This is a genomic window from Clavibacter sp. VKM Ac-2872 (genome assembly GCF_015351105.1).
Lineage (GTDB): Bacteria > Actinomycetota > Actinomycetes > Actinomycetales > Microbacteriaceae > Clavibacter.
This window is the reverse complement of sequence record NZ_JADKRR010000001.1, coordinates 106740-124022: the sequence shown is the minus strand read 5'-3', so window position 1 is coordinate 124022 and position 17283 is coordinate 106740. Positions and strand designations below refer to the sequence as shown.

At 73.7% G+C, this 17283-nt stretch carries 17 protein-coding genes; 7 read left to right on the top strand and 10 right to left on the bottom strand.

What is annotated here, in order from left to right:
* Positions 1-33: 33 nt before the first annotated feature.
* The 9 genes from ITJ40_RS00645 to ITJ40_RS00605 all read right to left on the bottom strand — a co-directional run bounded on the left by ITJ40_RS00645 (position 34) and on the right by ITJ40_RS00605 (position 10275).
* Positions 34-1485 carry a PepSY domain-containing protein gene (locus tag ITJ40_RS00645; RefSeq protein ID WP_194665069.1) on the bottom strand — a complete coding sequence of 484 codons (1452 nt, stop codon included), beginning with the start codon at positions 1483-1485 and terminating at the stop codon, positions 34-36.
* Complete coding sequence (locus tag ITJ40_RS00640) at positions 1482-2204, bottom strand: YcnI family protein (RefSeq protein ID WP_194665068.1); 723 nt, start codon at positions 2202-2204, stop codon at positions 1482-1484. Before ITJ40_RS00640 ends, ITJ40_RS00645 begins: the two co-directional genes overlap by 4 nt.
* Before the next feature lie 173 nt (positions 2205-2377).
* Entirely contained in the window at positions 2378-3058 is a 681-nt protein-coding gene (locus ITJ40_RS00635; protein ID WP_194665066.1) for a hypothetical protein, read from the bottom strand.
* 76 nt (positions 3059-3134) lie between these two features.
* Positions 3135-3803 carry a hypothetical protein gene (locus ITJ40_RS00630; protein WP_194665065.1) on the bottom strand — a complete coding sequence of 223 codons (669 nt, stop codon included), beginning with the start codon at positions 3801-3803 and terminating at the stop codon, positions 3135-3137.
* Positions 3804-3814: 11 nt separating this feature from the next.
* Positions 3815-4390 (bottom strand): matrixin family metalloprotease, encoded by a 576-nt coding sequence (locus ITJ40_RS00625; RefSeq protein ID WP_194665064.1) that lies wholly within the window; start codon positions 4388-4390, stop codon positions 3815-3817.
* Positions 4387-6381, bottom strand: a complete 1995-nt coding sequence (locus tag ITJ40_RS00620) for a CocE/NonD family hydrolase (RefSeq protein WP_194665063.1) — start codon at positions 6379-6381, stop codon at positions 4387-4389. Before ITJ40_RS00620 ends, ITJ40_RS00625 begins: the two co-directional genes overlap by 4 nt.
* Before the next feature lie 226 nt (positions 6382-6607).
* On the bottom strand, positions 6608-7822 hold the full coding sequence (locus ITJ40_RS00615; RefSeq protein WP_194665058.1) for a Gfo/Idh/MocA family protein: 1215 nt from the start codon (positions 7820-7822) through the stop codon (positions 6608-6610).
* 178 nt (positions 7823-8000) lie between these two features.
* Positions 8001-9272: a sortase gene (locus ITJ40_RS17320; protein ID WP_194665057.1), complete on the bottom strand. Its 1272-nt coding sequence runs from the start codon at positions 9270-9272 to the stop codon at positions 8001-8003.
* Between the two features lie 268 nt (positions 9273-9540).
* On the bottom strand, positions 9541-10275 hold the full coding sequence (locus ITJ40_RS00605; RefSeq protein ID WP_194665055.1) for a response regulator transcription factor: 735 nt from the start codon (positions 10273-10275) through the stop codon (positions 9541-9543).
* Positions 10276-10595: 320 nt separating this feature from the next.
* Between ITJ40_RS00605 and ITJ40_RS00600 the strand changes: the two genes are divergently transcribed.
* The 7 genes from ITJ40_RS00600 to ITJ40_RS00570 all read left to right on the top strand — a co-directional run bounded on the left by ITJ40_RS00600 (position 10596) and on the right by ITJ40_RS00570 (position 16745).
* Complete coding sequence (locus ITJ40_RS00600) at positions 10596-11126, top strand: RNA polymerase sigma factor (RefSeq protein WP_228511692.1); 531 nt, start codon at positions 10596-10598, stop codon at positions 11124-11126.
* Entirely contained in the window at positions 11123-11749 is a 627-nt protein-coding gene (locus tag ITJ40_RS00595; RefSeq protein ID WP_194665053.1) for a methylated-DNA--[protein]-cysteine S-methyltransferase, read from the top strand. The genes ITJ40_RS00600 and ITJ40_RS00595 overlap by 4 nt, the downstream gene beginning before the upstream one ends.
* A gap of 237 nt (positions 11750-11986) precedes the next feature.
* Positions 11987-13018 (top strand): hypothetical protein, encoded by a 1032-nt coding sequence (locus ITJ40_RS00590; protein WP_194665051.1) that lies wholly within the window; start codon positions 11987-11989, stop codon positions 13016-13018.
* A gap of 96 nt (positions 13019-13114) precedes the next feature.
* Positions 13115-15457 (top strand): glycoside hydrolase domain-containing protein, encoded by a 2343-nt coding sequence (locus tag ITJ40_RS00585; protein WP_194665049.1) that lies wholly within the window; start codon positions 13115-13117, stop codon positions 15455-15457.
* Positions 15454-16014: a hypothetical protein gene (locus ITJ40_RS00580; RefSeq protein WP_194665047.1), complete on the top strand. Its 561-nt coding sequence runs from the start codon at positions 15454-15456 to the stop codon at positions 16012-16014. The genes ITJ40_RS00585 and ITJ40_RS00580 overlap by 4 nt, the downstream gene beginning before the upstream one ends.
* A gap of 176 nt (positions 16015-16190) precedes the next feature.
* A complete protein-coding gene (locus tag ITJ40_RS00575) occupies positions 16191-16409 on the top strand; it encodes a hypothetical protein (protein ID WP_194665045.1) in 219 nt (72 codons plus the stop codon).
* A 69-nt stretch (positions 16410-16478) separates the two neighbouring features.
* A complete protein-coding gene (locus ITJ40_RS00570) occupies positions 16479-16745 on the top strand; it encodes a hypothetical protein (RefSeq protein WP_194665043.1) in 267 nt (88 codons plus the stop codon).
* Here the strand turns inward: ITJ40_RS00570 and ITJ40_RS00565 are convergent.
* Positions 16742-17275: an isochorismatase family protein gene (locus ITJ40_RS00565; protein WP_194665041.1), complete on the bottom strand. Its 534-nt coding sequence runs from the start codon at positions 17273-17275 to the stop codon at positions 16742-16744. The genes ITJ40_RS00570 and ITJ40_RS00565 overlap by 4 nt on opposite strands.
* Between the last annotated feature and the right edge of the window lie 8 nt (positions 17276-17283).

Genomic DNA, 17283 nt, shown 5'->3' with positions numbered 1-17283 from the left:
GCGGTCCGGCGCGGCGCGGCGCGGCGGGCGCGATCAGGCGGGAGCGCCGGCCCGGTGCACGCGCGCCGCGGTGATCAGCGCGTCGAGCAGCACGAAGCCGACCAGCGGGATCCCGACGAGCGGCAGGAACAGCCCCACGCCGACGCCGACCGCGACGACCGCCGCGATCCCCCACCACGGCGCCCGCACGAGCGCACCCGCGGGGGCGGGACGGCCGGGGCGCGCGACGCCCGGCCGGCGCTTCCACCACATCAGGTACCCGAACACGACCATCGCGGCGATGCCGAGCGCGGTCACCGCGAGCAGCAGCTGGTTCGGCAGCCCGAACATGGATCCCTGGTGCGTGTCGATCCCCCAGCGCGCGAGCTTCGCGGCCAACGGGTAGTCGGCGAAGTCGGTGCGGCCCACGACCTGGAGCGTGCTGCCGTCCACGGCCACCTGGTCGACCTCGGTCGGGAAGCTGCGCTGGATCTCGCTCACCGTCCACGCCTGGTCGGCAGCCGCGGGGGGCTTGATCTCCACGAGGCCCGTGTTCACGTTGACGCCCCGCGCGACCCGGAGGACCTCGTCGAAGGTCGCGGGGTCGACGGCCGGGGTCGACGCGGGTGCCGCGGACGCGTGGTGGCCGGCATGCGGATCCGCCGCCGACGCCCCGCCCGCTCCCGCTCCCGGGAGCGCGGTCGCGAGGCTCGGCGTCTGCCAGCTGAGCGCGGCCCGGAGGTCGGTCACGTTCTGCCCGCCGAACTGCGACCACGTGATGCCCGTGGCCGACAGGAACAGGGCACCCGCCACCAGCCAGACGCCCGTGGAGGCGTGCCAGGAGAGGATCCGCCGATAGCCGGTGGCCCGCGCGTCCGGCCGCACGAGGTCGCGGCGGCGCGGCGAGCGGCGCCAGCGCGCGACCCACAGGCCGAGGCCCGCGAGCATCACGATGCCGAGCCAGCTCGCGGCGAGCTCGCTGTAGATCCGGCCGGCATCGCCGAGCCCGAGCCTGCGGTGGAAGTCGCTGATCGCGGTGCGCAGCGGCAGGGCGCCGCTCGTGCCGTAGACGGGCAGGTCGCCGCGGATGGAGGCGTCGGCTGGGTCGACGAAGATCGCGCGCGTCTGGCTCGGGATGAGGCCGTCGCCCGTGAACATGACGCGCGTGGTGTCGCCGGGCGACGGGGCCGGGCGGACGGCGACGAGCGTGCCGGATCCGCCGACCACGGCCTCCGCGGCCTCGACCTGCGCGGCGAGCGGCACGGTGGATCCCGTCGCGGGGGCGTGCAGCTCGTGCGCGTACACGATCTGCTCGGCGGTCGGCGCGAGCGCGTAGGCCGCGCCGCTCAGGGCCGCGGTGAGGATGAACGGGCCCACGAGGATCCCGGCGAGGAAGTGCAGGCGCAGCAGCAGCGGGATGAACCAGCCGCGCTGCGGGCGCGTGATCGCGGGGGCGGGCGCGGCGGGCGCCGCCGCCTCGTCCGCGCGGTCGTCCACGGCGGTCATCGTCGGCCGCCCTGCTGCGGGCGGCGCATGCCGATCGTGAGGAGCATCACGGCGACGACGCCCACGACGAGGGCGCCGAGGCCGAGGAGGCGGGCGACCGGGTCGACCGGCGCGACGGCGGGGGCGGCCGCGGCGGCCTCCGTGCTCGTCCCCATCCCGGCCATGCCCGCACCGGTGGCGGCGTCGGTCAGCGTGATCGCCGGCGCCGGGTGGTCGGGCTCGGTGCCCGCGGCGGGCGTCTCGGCCCAGTCGGTGGATCCGGCGACGCACGTCTGCAGCGTCGGGAACGTCACGACGTCCCCGGCCGCCCCGTCGACGGGCAGCAGCGCCTCGACCTGCACGGTCGCGCGCAGGGCGTCGGGCAGCGGGGTGTCGGCCGTGTAGGTCACGGTCGTGCCGTCGGCCGCCTCCTGCTCGGCGACCGACCAGCCGGGCGCGAGGGTCGGCTTCACGGCCTGCACGGCGGCGGGGAAGCGGATCGCGAGGGACGTGGTGGCGGATCCCTCGCAGCCGTGCCCGACCGCGAAGGTCAGGACGCTGAGCGTGGCGGGCGAGGTGGCGGACGCGTCGAGCTCGATGTGCGCGGAGGCGGCGAGCGGCGCCGACACGGCGAGCGCGAGGCCGGCGGCGGCGCCGAGGGCGACGGGGAGCCCGCGGGCGCCGATGCGGCGGCCGGATCGGGAGGCGGGGCGGGTGGTGCGGGTGGTGCGGGAGGGCATGGCTGTCCTTCGGTGGAGCACGGGCGTGGCCGTGCGGGTCCGGGCGTGCGGGAGGCGCGCGGCTGCGCGACGAGGCCCGGCCGGATCGCGCGGAGGGCGCGGGCGGACGACGGGCGACGCGGCGGCGACGCGGGACCGCGCCCGGGCTCCTCGAGGGACGCGGCGGGCGCGGATCAGGCGGCGAGCGCGCCGCGCGGCGGGCCGCGGCGACCCTGGATCCGCGCGGAGAGGAGCGAGACGGGGCGCGCGGGACGGAGGTCGGTCGCGAGCCGGCGCGGCCGGGGTGCCGCGGCCGGCGCGGCGAGCGCGGCGGCCAGCGCGACCGCGGCGCGGACGAGCGACCCGACGGCGCCGCCCACGGCCGCGCCGACCCGCAGCGCGAGGGCGCGCACGACCCGGCGGAGCGCGTCGGCGCCGGCGCGGAGCGAGCACACGCTGACGATCCCGGCGATCACGTGGGCGAGCAGCATCGCGCCGTCGTGGCCGGCGGGCATCCCGGCCATCGCGGAGCCGCCGGCGAGCACGCGCGCGGCATCCGCCGTGGCGTGCGCGTGCTCGTGCCCGGCGGACGCGGTCGCGCCCAGGGGCATCCCCGGCGCGACCGCGGATCCGCCGAACGTGAACGCCGCGTGCAGCACGCCCTGCGTGGCGCCGATCGCGAGCACGAGCGGAGCGAGCGCCACCCGGCGTCCGCCCAGCGCGAAGCACAGGGCGACGCCGAGCACGAGGGCGAGCCCCAGGACGAGCGGATGCGGGATCCCGCCGCCGGCCGCCGCGTGCAGCGTCGCCGTGACGAGCGTGCAGACGGACGCGGACAGCGCGGCGCGCAGCGTCCGCTCCTGCCGTGCCTGCACCCGTCCGCCTCCCGGTCGTCCGGTCCAGGGTACGGGAGCGCCCGGGCGACGCCGCGCCGGGATCGCGCGGCGCCGGTCAGCCGAGCGCGTGATCCGCGTCGACACGCTCGGGCAGGACGTCGCCCTGCTCGTGGTCGATCCGCGCGAACGTCGCCGACGGCCCCGTGGCGCCGTCCGCCGGCACGCCCGCGTCCGGAACCGCGAAGATCCCAGCGGAGCCGCCCGTCACGAACGACTGGGAGGCGGCATCGCCGGGAAGGCGCGAGGGCCGCAGGTAGAGGAGGTACGCGGATCCGCTCACGAGCATCGCCGCCGGGCCCGGCTCCGCGGCCGTGCCGATCTGCCGCACCTCGACCTCGTCGCCGACCGCGACGCCGCGCGCGGTCTTCGCGACCGACGCGACCCGCACCGTCGAGACCGTGGCCGGGGCGCTCGGCCCGAGGTCGGCCACCTCGCGCTGCGCGACGACGGTGCCCGTGACGACTTCGACGCTGTCGTCCGCGAGCGCGGCGAGCGAGCCGTAGAGGGTGTGGCGGGATCCGTGGGTGTGCGATCCCGGCCCCGCCTCCATCGGCATGTCCATGCCGGGGTCCATCGGCGCCGCCGTGGACGCGTCGCCCGCCGGAGCGCCCGCGGAGGCACCCGTGGGTGCGGCGGCGCAGCCGGCCAGCAGGAGCACGCCGGCTCCCAGGGCGAGGGCGGCGAGGCGGATCGTCGCTGCGGTCGTCGAGGTGGTCGTGTCCATGCGCGTGCCCATCAGTAGATCGAGTCGATCCCGGCGACCTCGTCGTCGGTGAGGCCGGTCACGCCGTCGTCGTAGGCGTCGGATGCCCGGTAGTACATGACGTGGTCGATGCCCGGCACGTGGGCGAGCCCGAGGACGTGCCCCGTCTCGTGCTCCCACACCACCTTCAGCCGCGTGGTGGGCAGCGAATCGTCGAGGTAGTGGGTGTTGAGGTGCATGGCGGCCGAGTAGGTGATGCGCTGACCGTCGTATCTCCATGTGGAGTAGCCCTCGTAGCCGTCGTCGCCCTGGTCGACGACCTGCGCCGCCCACGGCGAGCCGGTGGCGTCGGCGGTGCTCACGGAGGCGTGGGTGAGCGACGTGTACTCGCCCGCCGCGGCGTCGAGCGCATCGTGGAAGGGCCCCGCGGGGACGTCGGTCGTGTCGATCGTCAGCTGCGGGGTGGCCCAGTGCGGGCCCTCGAGCTCGAAGGCCTGGGCGGGAGCGGCGCCGGCCAGCGCCGCCAGCGCGGCGAGAGCCGTCGCGCTGAGGGCGGCCGTGCGCCGCCCGCGCCGGGCACCGGGACGGGAGGGGATGCCGCGGGTCATCGTGCGACTCCGTCGACGGCGCCGCCCACGACGGGCACGACGATGGAGCTGTGCGCGAGGTCGACCGTGGAGCCGGCGGTGACGACGCGCGACCCGTCCTCGTCCGCGGCCGACCGGAGGCCGTCGTTGTAGACGATGATCCCCAGCCGGTGCCCCGCGGGGATCACGTGGTCGACGGGCTGGAGATCCCAGGCCAGGTCGATCGTGTCGCCCGCGGGCACCGGCGTGTACGCCTGGAGGGACTCGTGGTGCGCCGTGTTCCCGATGCCGCGCGAGAACACGAAGCTGCCGGTGCTCCGGGTGGCCAGGGTCTCGTCGTAGTACTCCCCGCGGTCGGCCGGAGTCGACTGGCCGTACGCGGTGCCCGTCTTCAGGAGGACCAGCTCATCGTCGGAGGGGGTGTCGACGATGGTCTGGGGGCCGTAGTCGACCAGCGCGACGGACACGTCGGTGTCGCCGGCCCCCGGCGTGACGCGGACCGACATGCGCGGCGTGCCGGAGATCCGCACGTCGTGATCGAGGGCGGGGCTGGTGAAGACGAGCCGGTCCTTCGCCGCGCGGGGCTCGGCGGCGCCACGCGTGAGCGCGGTCGGCGAGTCGTCCTCCTGGAGGCTGGCGGCGTAGGAGGCCGATCCGGCCGCGGGATCCGGCGCCATGCCGAGCGCGCCGAGGCCGCCCGTGACCGCACCCGGGTGCAGCGTCGTGGCGACGCTGCCCGCGGCGGGCCAGACGGCGCTGTCCTGCCAGGTGGTCGGCGAGGTCTGGACCCGCACGGGCGGCTCCGCCGTGATCCCGTTCGCCACCCCGAGGAGGGCGTGGTCGTACCACCGGTGCAGCGTGTCCACCCAGGTCGGCCGGTCGAACCGGAACGCCTCGACGTGCCCGGCCTGGTGGAGCCAGAGCTTCGAGGTCACGCCGGCGCGCTGCAGCGCCGCCCAGTGGGCGGCGAGCTCGTTGGTGCGGACGACCATGTCGCCCTGCCCCTGCGCGATGAACTCGCTGACGCCGTTCCGGGCGATCTGGTCGACCTTCCGCGTGTAGTCGCGGGCCTGCCAGAACGCGTTGTCCGTGCGGCCGGCGGGATCCGACTGGGCGCGCATCGCGTCGAAGGACGCCTGGCACGTCTTCCGCTTCGCCGCCTGGTGATCCCGGAGCGACTGCGGCAGCTTCGGGGACTTCGTGCCGGCCGGCTCGGGTTCCGTGAGGTACTCGGAGAACTCGGCCGTGCCCCCTCCCACGTCGATGCCGTTCGGGCGCGTGTTGTAGGCGCTCGTGCCGCCCTCGATGGGGACGACCGTCCTCAGCCCCGGCACGTGGGCCGAGGTGGCGACGGCGTGCGCGATGCCGCCGTCGTAGGACATTCCGCTCACCGCGCTGAGGCCGGAGCTCCACGCGGAGTCGACGGGGACGGCCCGGTCGAGGTCGCGGTACGCGACCGAACCCGGCTCGTGGTGCAGCCAGCGGATGACGGCCGCCACCGACTCGACGTCGTTCGGCCCGACGTCGTCGACGCAGCCCTCCGAGAAGTTCGTCCCGGCGACATCGACGGAGAGGACGGCGTAGCCGCGGGGCACGAAGTAGTTGTTCTCCCAGCCCGGCATGGAGGACAGGTCGCTGGTGTCGCGGTGCTCCGGATCGACGTAGGGCTTCGTGGTCGTGTCGATCGGCGCGCCGAAGTACCCGGAGGCGCCGATGATGCTCGGCACGGTGATGCCGGAGGGCGTGCGCGGGCGCTGGATGTCGGCGCGGATGAGGTCCTCGCGACCGTCGCCGTCGGAGTCCATGTCGGCCTGCACGTAGACGTGCTCGAGGATCGCGTCGGAGAGCTGATACGCCTCCGCGCTGCGGCCGTCCGCACCCAGGACGTGACCGGGCGTGATCCCTCCGGGGGCGGCTCCCGCGGAGGACGCCGACGTCGGCGCGACGGAGGGCACGACCGCGGTCGCGACGGCGAGGGCGACGAGGGCGACCCGCACGCGGGACGGTCTCATGGAACGGATGCGGAGCATGGCGGCGTCTCTCCTGGCGCGGGCTCGCGCGAGCGCCGCGGAGCACGCCGGGCGGCCCGCGTGCATGCGCGCGGGCGGGACCGGGAGGAGGAGCGTCGTGATCCGTCGGCGCCGCCGACGGGAGGCGGCGGCGGGCGAGGTGGTGTCACGGTAGCGACAGGCGGAGGCGTGCGTGCGGCGGTCTCACAGGTGCCGCCCGCCCCGGCGGTCAGGCGCCGGCGGGGTCCACCTGCACCCACGCGCTGCCGTCGGCCGAGCTGCGCTCCACGGCGTCGAGCACGCGCTGCACGCGGAGACCGTCGGCGAACGACGGCTGGGGCTCCCGGCCCGCGGCGATGTCGTGCACGAGGTCGCGCACCTGGTGGGTGAACGCGTGCTCGTAGCCGAGGCCGTGGCCGGTCGGCCACCACGCGGCCGTGTAGGGGTGCTCGGGCTCGGTGACGAGGATCCGCCGGAAGCCCAGCCGGTCGGCGGGCGCGGTCGCGTCGTACAGCTCGATCTCGTTGAGGCGCTCGAGGTCGAAGGAGATGGCGCCGTCGGATCCGCTGAACTCCAGCCGCAGCGCGTTCTTGCGGCCGGTGGCCATGCGGGTCGCCTCGAAGCTGGCGAGCGCGCCGCCCGCGAGCTTCCCCGTGAAGTAGGCGGCGTCGTCGACGGTGACCTGGCCGCGCTCGCTCGACGCGACGCCGCCGAGGCCGCGCGTCTCGGCGAGCAGCGGGCGCTCCTCCACGAAGGTGCGGAGCAGGCCGCTCACCGCGTCCAGCTGCTCGCCCGTGATGAACTGCACCGCGTCGACGATGTGCGCGCCGATGTCGCCGAGCGCACCGGATCCGGCCGCCTCCTTGTCGAGGCGCCAGGTCATGGGGCCCTCGGCGTCGGTCAGCCAGTCCTGCAGGTAGAGCGCGCGCACCTGGCGGAGCTCGCCGATCGCGCCCTGGGCGACGAGGTCGCGCGCGAAGGTGATGGCGGGCACGCGGCGGTAGCTGAAGCCGACCATCGCGCGGATCCCCTGCGCGGCGGCCTTCTCGGCGGCGGCCGCCATGATCTCCGCCTCCTCGACCGTGTTGGCGAGCGGCTTCTCGCACAGCACGTGCTTGCCGGCCTCGAGCGCGGCGACCGCGATCTCGACGTGCGTGCTGCCGGGCGAGCAGATGTCGACCACGTCGATGTCGTCGCGCTCGATGGCCGCGCGCCAGTCGGTCTCCGCGCGATCCCAGCCCCAGCGGTCCGCGGACTCCTGCGTGCGCGCCCGGTCGCGTCCGACGACGGACACCATGCGCGGCGCGAGCGGCAGGTCGAAGAACGCGGGCGCGACGCGCCAGGCCTGCGAGTGGGCGGCGCCCATGAACCCGTGCCCGATCATCGCGACGCCGAGGGCGCCTCCGGTCTCCGTGGGCGTCGCGGCGGGCTGCGTGTCGGACATGGGACTCCTTCGTCTCATACGGGGTGCGGATCCGCGTGCGGGTGATTCGTTGCGGGTCACGTCAAATGTACGGGGAGGCCGCGGGGCGGGACAAGGCACGCGCCGCCCGCACGCGACGACGGCCGGACCCCACGGGGATCCGGCCGTCGTCGTGCGTGATGCGGGTGGTGCCGCGCCGCTACTCCGCGGAGCGCAGGCGACGACGCGCGACGAGCGTGCCCGCGCCGGCCAGGGCCAGCAGCGCACCGAGGCCGCCGAGGCCGAGGGCCGCCGCGCCGTCGGTGCCCGTGACGGGCAGGGTGTCGCCGTGGTTCGCGGCCGGCTTCGTGATCGGCTTCGGGGCGGTGCCCGCGGGGTCGATCGACGGCGTGGTCGGCGTCGGGGTCGGGACGCCCGGGATGACCGGCACGCTGGCGTCCTCGGCCGTGAGCTCGACGGTGCCGCCGAGGGAGAGGCCCGACTCGAGGCCCAGGACGGACACCTTGTAGGTGCCCGGCTGGATGTCGCCGAACAGGATGATCGGCTGCGCGAACGTGCCGTCGACGTCGGCGCGCACGAGGTCCTTGAGCGAGCGGGTGCCGACGCCGACGCCGCCGCCGTTCTCGTCGCTGAGCTGGATCACGCGGCCGTCGGGCGCGGTGACCGTCACCTCGACGGCCTCGTAGCGGAGGTAGCCGGTGGCGGTGACCTTCAGGCCGCCGAGCAGGCTGGTGGCCTGGGCGACGGAGATCGGCGAGATGGTCGAGAACGACGCCTCGGCGCGCACGAACGGGCCGACGGGCGCCTCGGCGAAGCGCACCAGGCCGCGGATCTCGCCCTCGATCGTGAGGTCGAGGCCGACCTGCGTGAGCGTGACGCTCGCGGTCTTCGAGTCCTGCAGCAGCTCGGTGAAGCTCGCGGGGAACGCGTAGGTGCCGTCCTCGCCGACGATGCCGATGCCCGCGATGGACTTCACGCCCACGGCGTTGAAGTAGCTGGCGGTGACGATGCTGCCCGCGGTGCCGGTGCCGGCGAAGGGCACGGCCTCGTTGATCGGGAGGGCGACGCCGCGGTCGGGCGTGGTCCAGGTGAAGGGCAGCTCGACGACGGGGACGGTCGGCTCGAGCGTCGGGAGGCCGGTCGAGGGCGCGGGGGCCGGGGCGGCCGGGGTCGGCGTGGTCTCGAGCGGGGCGTCGGCGACGGGAGCGGTCTCGTCGGCGGTCCCGGTGGGTGCGGGGGTCGGCGTCGCGTCCGCGACAGGGGCCTCGGCGGCCGGGGTCGGGGTGGCGGCGGGCGACTCGACGACCGGCGCGTCGACGGCGACGGGCGCGGATCCGACCGGGGCGGTCTCGGCGTGGGCGGCGGGCGCCATCGCGAGCGGCAGGATCACGAGCGACGCCGAGAAGCAGGCGCCGGCGGCCGCGCGACGGAACGACCTGCCGCGACCGGCGGCGGGGGTGGCACGGGTCATGACAGCTCCAGTGGTGCAGGACCGCCCGGGCGCGCCAGTGCTGTGCCGCGCTCGTGCGGTGGAGGAGACGCGCTCGGGGGTCTCGAGGACGCGTCGGGGAGGTTCGGCTCCCCGCTCCCGACTGTAGGGACATCCGCTACCCACCTGGGGAAATAATTGGCGCAGTGTGACGCGTGTGACTCGTGATCCCCGGAGTTGCGGGGGGTGAATCGCCGCGTCGGCCCCCGGATTGGGGTGGAGGCGGCGCCCGACGGAGGCGCTCCCGGCGTCAGACGGCGGGCGCGAGCACCAGGTCGTCGCCCGCCGCGGCGAGCAGGACGACCTGGTCGCGGCCCGTCCGACGGCCGGTCACCGCCGGCAGGTCGAGGAGCGCGTGCGGGGCGACGAGGTCCCAGCCGGCGTCCGTCAGCCGGTGCACGAGCTCGCGGCGGGAGAGCCGACGCGTCGGCTCCTCGGCGAGCGCCTGCACGACGACGAGGTCCATGGGATCCAGCGCCAACGGCACGCCCGCGAGCCACGCCTCGCCCGTGGCCGGGTCGAGCACGAGGTCGCCCGCGGTGATCATGGCGGGAGCCAGGCCGCGGCGGCGGAAGAGCACGCGCAGGGTCTCGACGACCTCCTCGAGGCCGAACGGCTTGGTCACGTAGTCGTCGGCGCCCGCGCCGAAGGCCGCGAGCCGGTCCTCGAGCGAGTCGCGCCCGGTGAGGAACAGCACGGGCGTCGCGACGCCGGCCCGCCGCAGCTCGCCGACGACCTCCACGCCCGAGACGTCGGGCAGCGTCATGTCGAGCAGGATCGCGTCGGGCGCGGCATCCACGGCCGCGGCGATCGCGGCACGGCCGGTGGCGAAGACGCGCACGTCCCAGCCCTCCATCCGCAGCGCGAGCGACAGCAGCTGGGTGATGGGCGCCTCCTCGTCGACCACGAAGACGCGGAGCGCGCGGGGTGCGTCGGGCAGGGCCTGCTCGTCGTCGCGGGCGGCGGGGCTCATGGTGCCGGTCATGCGGATCCTCTTCCGTCGGTGCGCCGCCGGCCCGGGGGGACGGGCCGGCGGCGGGTGCTCCTCGCGGAACGCGCGGCCGGGGGTGGGCCGCGCTCCCATCCTCGCGAGCGGGGAGCCGCCGGTCGTCATCCGCGGGGACCGTCACGGGTAGTCCCTACGGCGCGCACGGGCAGGGCACCGGAGATGGCGAGGAGGCGCACGGCGCGTTCGGAGGCGGGCCGTGCCCGCGCCGTCCCGCGACACCGGCCCCGGGATCCGCGAGACTGATCCGCACGCCGACCTCACGGATCACCCCGCCCCGGCGTCTACCCGGTGTGGAGATGATGCAGCCGTTCGACAGGGTCGTGACCGAGCACGGCGCCGTGGTGCTCCGCGTGTGCCGGGCCGTGCTCGGCGGGCACGCGGACGCCGAGGACGCGTGGTCGGAGACGTTCCTGTCGGCTCTCGTCGCGTACCCGCGGCTCGGGCCGCGCGCCGACGTGCGGGCCTGGCTCGTCACCATCGCGCACCGCAAGGCCCTCGACGCGATCCGCGCCCGCGGCCGCCACGCCATCCCCGTCGACGAGGTGCCCGAGCGGATCTCGGACCTCGGCGTGCCCGGATCCCGCGACCCCGACCTCTGGCGCGCCGTCGCCGCCCTTCCCGAGCGGCAGCGGCTCGCGGTCGCGTACCGGTACCTCGGGGGGCTGCCGCACGCGGAGGTCGCGGCGATCGTCGGCGGGACGCCGGAGGCCGTGCGGCGCGCGGCGGCCGACGGGGTCGCGAGCCTCCGGCGGACGCTGGGGGCGGATCCGCCGGGCACCGGTCGCGCTCCCGCACCCGCCACCACCACGACCGGAGGACGACCGTGACCGATCCCGACGACACCATCCCGTTCCTCGACGCCGTCGCGCTCGAGGCCGCCGACCCGACCGCGCCCGCCCTCGACGCCCTCCGCCTCCGCCTCGCCGACGCCGCCGAGGCCGACGGCGCGCTCGACGTGGGCTTCACCACGATCGACTCCCCCGTCGGCCCGCTGCTGCTCGCCGCCACCGAGCGCGGCCTGATCCGCGTCGCCTACTCCCGCGAGGACCACGACACCGTGCTCGGCGACCTCGCCCGGCGGCTCGGCCCGCGGATCCTGCGCGCCCCGAAGCGCCTCGACCGGGCCGCCCGCGAGCTCGACGAGTACTTCGCCGGCCGCCGCCGCGCGTTCGACCTCCCGCTCGACCGCCGCCTGTCGACCGGCTTCCGCGACCGGGTGCAGCGGCTGCTCCCGGAGATCCCGTACGGATCCACCCGCACCTACCGCGAGGTCGCCGAGACCGCGGGCAGCCCGGCCGCCACGCGCGCGGTCGGCACGGCGTGCTCGACCAACCCGCTGCCCGTCGTGATCCCCTGCCACCGCGTCCTCCGCTCCGACGGCACGCTCGGCGGCTACATCGGCGGGCTGGCGGCGAAGACGACGCTGCTGGAGCTGGAGGGGCGGATCTAGCGAGTAGGAGGCCTCCGGGGAAAGAGCGCGATCCCCTGGCGGACTGCGCCCGAGGGACGCGGCGCCCTGTGGAGCCGATGCACCGAGCACGCCCGGGACAGCTAGCGTCCAGACGTTCGCGCATGCCGCGGGTCGGAGCTCCTCGATCCTCGTGAGCGCCCGCGTCGTCTGCTCCGCGCATCACACCCCCGAAGTCGCTCATGCGTCACCACAACGCTCCATGAAGGTCGAGGACCAGTGACCCGAGCCCGTGTCACCCGCAGAAGCCTGCTGCTCGGTTCAGCAGCCGTCATCACCGTCGCATTGGTCGACGATCTCTGCTCTGGCTCCTCCGCCGAGGCGGCGACCGAGCCGTCCGCAGTCGACGTCCAGCTCAGGACATCAGCGAGCACCGTGTTCGGGGAGGACTTCCTGACGGCCATCCCCATCACGAAGCTGCTGGGATTCACGGCCGACGGGTTGAGGAGCGGGTCCCGACCCATCGGCGTCACCGTGGACTACGACACACGATCCCAGAGGTGGACGGGGGGACCCGTCATCTGGAGGGCCGCGGTCGCCAGCGGAGAAGCCGCGGTCCATGCCACGGGCACCGAGCCGCGCGGCCGCATCACCTTCGAGTTGCCTTCGGGCGCCGGCTCAGGCGACTCGATCGAAGTCGCACTGCCGCTCGCCGATGTCTGGCTGTACCCGCACGACAACACGGGTGCGTTGGCGACACCCGTGCTTTCGGCATCGATCAACGACGGACTGCCCGCTCTCACCAGGACCGCCCCCCGCGGGGTGTCCGTGGCGCAGGACATCGCGTGGGGTGTGGAGATCGAGGTGGGATGGGGACGGTTGCCCCTCCCCGGCGGAGCAGACGGGGACACGTACGTGTTCCCCCAGGTCGTCCTCGTTCACAGCACAGGGCCCGGTGCCGTGCCGTCGGGCTCCGTCCTGCATCTCGTCGCCGACCACGGGTTGGTGAGCCGGATGGATCTCGACACCACCCAGGAGGACTCGCTCTGCTTCGCTCGTCGCCCGCCGGGCGACGATGACGACGAGACGTCCTGGACCCTGGCCCGCGACCTCGCCCCCGGGAACCAGCTGGCCCTCGTGTTCACAGCACGAGCCGTCACGGGTGCCGGGCTCCGAGACGACATCACCTACGGGCGAGCCTGGCTCACCGCTCCCACTCACGCGCAGGCCGCGCAGCGCCACACCCGTCGCGAATCGGCAGTACCGTCCTCCAGCCCCAGGCGACCTGCTGCAGACCAGCTCGCGGACTAGGCCACCGGCAGCACGCCCCGGCGACGGGGACCATCTGTTCGCCGTCCGCTCCGCATCCCGCACGACTCATGCTCACGCAACGGAAGAGGATCCGCGATGGACAACAACTGGGTGCTGAACTCACAACGCTGGCTCAACGCGCAGTACACGGGCGTCGCTGGCTACTCCCCGATCGAGGAGGACGGGTCGGCCGGCTGGCAGACCATGTACGCGCTCACGAGGGCACTGCAACACGAGCTCGGAATAGCTTCGCTGTCGGACAACTTCGGGTCCGCCACTTCCGCGTCCTTCGTCACCAAGTTGGGCTCCGTCTCCATCCTGACCACCATCCCGAACGTGATCGGTATCGTGCAGTGCGCGATCTGGTGCAAGGGGGTCTTCGGCGACACCCAGTTCGGTAGGTGGTCCGATGCTGTCTCCTTGGCCGTGGTCAAGCTCCGAGATGGACTCGGGTTGCCGTCGACGGCCTCGGTCGACGTCAAGCTCATGCGATGGCTGCTGACGATGGACACCAATGCGCTCACCGCGGGCGGCTCCGGCGCGGTGAGGGCGGGGCAGCAGTGGTTGAACTCCCGGTACTCGAACCGTTCCGGATTCTCCCTGCTCGCGTGCGACGGGCACTACACGCGTGATGTCCAACGCGGTCTGCTCCTCGCGATCCAATACGAGATCCCGATGGACGACGCCACGGCGAACGGCAACTTCGGGCCGGGTACGCAAAGCGGGCTCCGCACGCAGGCGTCATCGGCGTTCGGAGACAAGGACGGAGCCAAGAGCTTCATCTCGCTGTTCCAGCTCGCGCTGGCCTTCAACGGCTACGACATCACACGGAACGGCACGTTCGACTCCGCCACCCGGTCAGCCACGACGGCCTTCCAGCAGTTCCTCGAAATCACGGTGACAGGGGCCGCGGACTTCGGCACCTGGGCGGCGCTGCTCGTCAGCACCGGCGACGTTTCGAGACCGGTTTCGATGGTCGACTCCACGACGGAGTTCACGGTCGAGCGCGCCGTATCAATTCGAGCCCAGGGGTATCACACCGCGGGCAGGTATCTGACGGTAGCCGGCAAGTCCATAGGCCGGGGGGAGATCAGCCTCCTCTTCGACGCAGGCTTCACGATCGTCCCGCTCTTCCAGGAGTACAACAACGGACCCCAGTACTTCACCAGCGCGATCGGGCAGGACCAAGGAACCCGAGCAGCGCTGCGGGCACGCCAGCTGGGATTCAAGAGCGGTACGGTCATATTCTTCGCGGTGGACTACGACGCGTTCGCGTCGGAGATCGACACGCTCCTGAAGCCCTACTTCGAGGGAGTCAACCGCGGCGTCGACACCTCTGCGACGGTAGAATACAAGGTCGGCATCTACTCCACGCGCAATGCCTGCTCGAGGATCTCGGAGATGGGCCTCGCTGAAGCCGTCTGGGTGAGCGGCATGTCGTCGGGCTACTCGGGGAATCTCGGGTTCCCCATGCCGAAGGGCTGGTGGTACAACCAGATCCTCGAGGTGAAGGCCTCGAACATCGACCGGAACGCCGTCTCCGTTCGCGCACGACCGACCACGCGGGACATGGTGATCCGCACACCTGATGCCACGGTTCGAAGTCGGTCACTGCATTGGAGCATCGTCAATCAGGAGGTGCTGGCAGAGCGCGCCATGGCAGCGCACATGACCGCCACGCCTCGAGGGGCGAGCACCCTGGTCCTCTTCTACCTCATGAGGACCAAGTACGCGTACGGCCCCTTCTTGAAGTACACGCCCTACTCGGAGTTCCTCGCTTACTCGTCTCCGACCATGCAGGCCCTGTACACCGCCGCGCGCACCGACTACTTCGCCGCTTCAGGCCTTCCGGCGACCATCGTCAGCGACTACGACGGCGACCTCGAGCACCTGGCAGTGGTCGCGCAGGGAGTCAACTACTGGGGCGCGTGCGCCGGGGATGGTGCGATCGGCATCGGAGACCTCGGCGGTTGGGCTCTGGACGTCGTGCAGCTGTGGGCCAACTTCAGGAAGTTCGCCGGCGGGTTGTCCATCGACGACTTCGTCTCCGCGAATCTGGGCGGGAGCGACGGCGAGACCTCGGAGTGGCAGCTACCCGATCTCATCTCGGACGCCGATGGGTGGCTCGTCGGGCGCGATGTCCTGGGCGGCATCTCCATGTCGGAATCGATGGCCCATTGGTTCGGGTCGAGGCCCGAATCCGTCGACAGGATCGCGGACTTCCTCCGCGCCAGATTCGCGCGGGCCGGCGTGGGTCTCGCAGATGCCATCGGCCAGAACATCGAGTCAATATTCGCGGGCGGCTGGCCATGGCCGTCTTACGCTCGGAGCGCATTCGGCGAAGGGCAGGCCGATCCCACGAAGGACGAGCTGACCCTATTCGTGAACGCATGCACCACGACCCTCCTGTCGCGCGCGGGACTGCCGGCGACATCGTGAGCAGGCTCGGGCGGCTCCTCCTTCCGCATCTCGTGGCGGCGGTCGTCACGGTCACAGCGGTCGCCGGTGCGCTCCTGGCGGGACGAGCGTCCTTCGCCTCCGCGAATGCCCTGCGGGCCGCGGACGCCTCCGGCCTGCTCGCCGCTTCCGCTCAGTACGGCATCATCACCGTCGTCGCGGCATCCGCGTCCGCGATCCTCGCCGCCCTGAGGCACCCGCGGGATGGCCGGAGGCTCTGCGCTGTCTGGGGCCCCGCCCTCGGGTTGGCCTGCCTCGGCTCCATCGCCCTCATCGTGCTCTGGTTCTTCGGACTGGGCGAGGGCCTGGACCATGGCACGGGAGAGGCCCGCCAGCTGGCGGTCATCGTCGCGTTCGCTCTCCCCTCCGTCACCCTGGTGATGATCGCGGCCGCGCTGGCATGGGGGCTCCTCGCGCCGAGGGCGCCGATGGACCTTCGGCGATCCGCTCGCCGGTGCGCTGGCACGGTCGCCGCCTTCGCCACCCCCGGCGCGGCGGTCGCCATCTGGCTCGCGTGCCAGGCGGATCGACTCTCGTGACATCCAGCGCATTCACGCGCACGACGACCGCGCCGCCCTCCGCCCCGAGGCGGATGCGATCGCATGTCGGCGTGATCGCGTCGAGGACGACGCTGCTGGAGCTGGAGGGGCGGTTCTGACCCGGCTCCGCCATCCGGCGGACGCGGCGGGCGCGGGCCCGCGCCTAGCGTGAGGGCATGGACGATGCGACGACACCCGGCGAGCGCGCGGCGACGGGCGGAGGCGCCGCCCGGCTGCGCGACACCGGGCTCGCCGTGCTCTTCGCGATCGGTCTCGTGCTGGCGCTCGCCCGCGACGACCTGCGGCCGCTCGGCCTGCTGCTGATGGTCGTGAGCGCCGTCGTGTTCCTGGCCGTCACGGTGGTCCGATGGCGTCGGCGGGGCGCGTCGCGCTGACCGTCGCTCGCGCCCGCGTCCCCCACGAGGCGGACGCGCCTGGCCAGCCCCGCTGCCTAGCGTGGGTGGATGACCGACCCGACGACACCCGGCGGCCCCGCGGACCCGCCCGCGGAGGACGACGACGACTCCTCGAGCACCAACGCGTCGCTCGGCATAGTGTTCGGGATGCTCGGCCTCGTGCTCATGCTCACCCTCGACGACACCCGCGTCGCCGGGCTGCCGTTCGTGATCCTCGGCATCACCTTCTTCGTGATGAGCGTGCGCCCCAAGAAGAAGGCGAGCGGCGAGGATCTGCCCGCCGCACCCGCACCACCTGAGGGCGACCCGCGCTAGAGCTCCACGCGATCGTGCGGCTCCACGGTCGACACGATCCCGGGGTGCCGCAGGGTCGCGAAGTACAGGTCCGTGTGGGCGACGATCTGCGCGGCGCCGACCGCCACGCCCTCGTGCAGCGCGTCCGCCGTCGTGTGGGCGTCGCCGACCAGCGTCACGTCGAACCCCCGTGCGGCGGCGCTCTGCAGCGTCGTGCGCACGCAGTAGTCGGTCTGGGCACCCGCGACCACGACCCGCGTGGTCCCGAGCCGCGCGAGCACCTCCGCGAGGTCGGTGTCGGCGAAGGAGTCGCGATGCGCCTTCCGCACCAGCGGCTCGTCGGCCGCCCGCGCGAGCGGCGGCACGAGCGCCCAGTCGGGATCGCCTTCCGCGAAGCCATGGTGGTCCTGGATCCAGACCACCGGCGTCCCGTCCGCACGGGCGCGCTCGACGAGCGCCGCCGTGCGCGCCACCACCCCCTCGGCGTCGAGGCAGCCGGGCAGCACGCCGGCCTGGAGGTCGATCACGAGGAGGGCGGTGGATGCGGTCATGCCGCGAT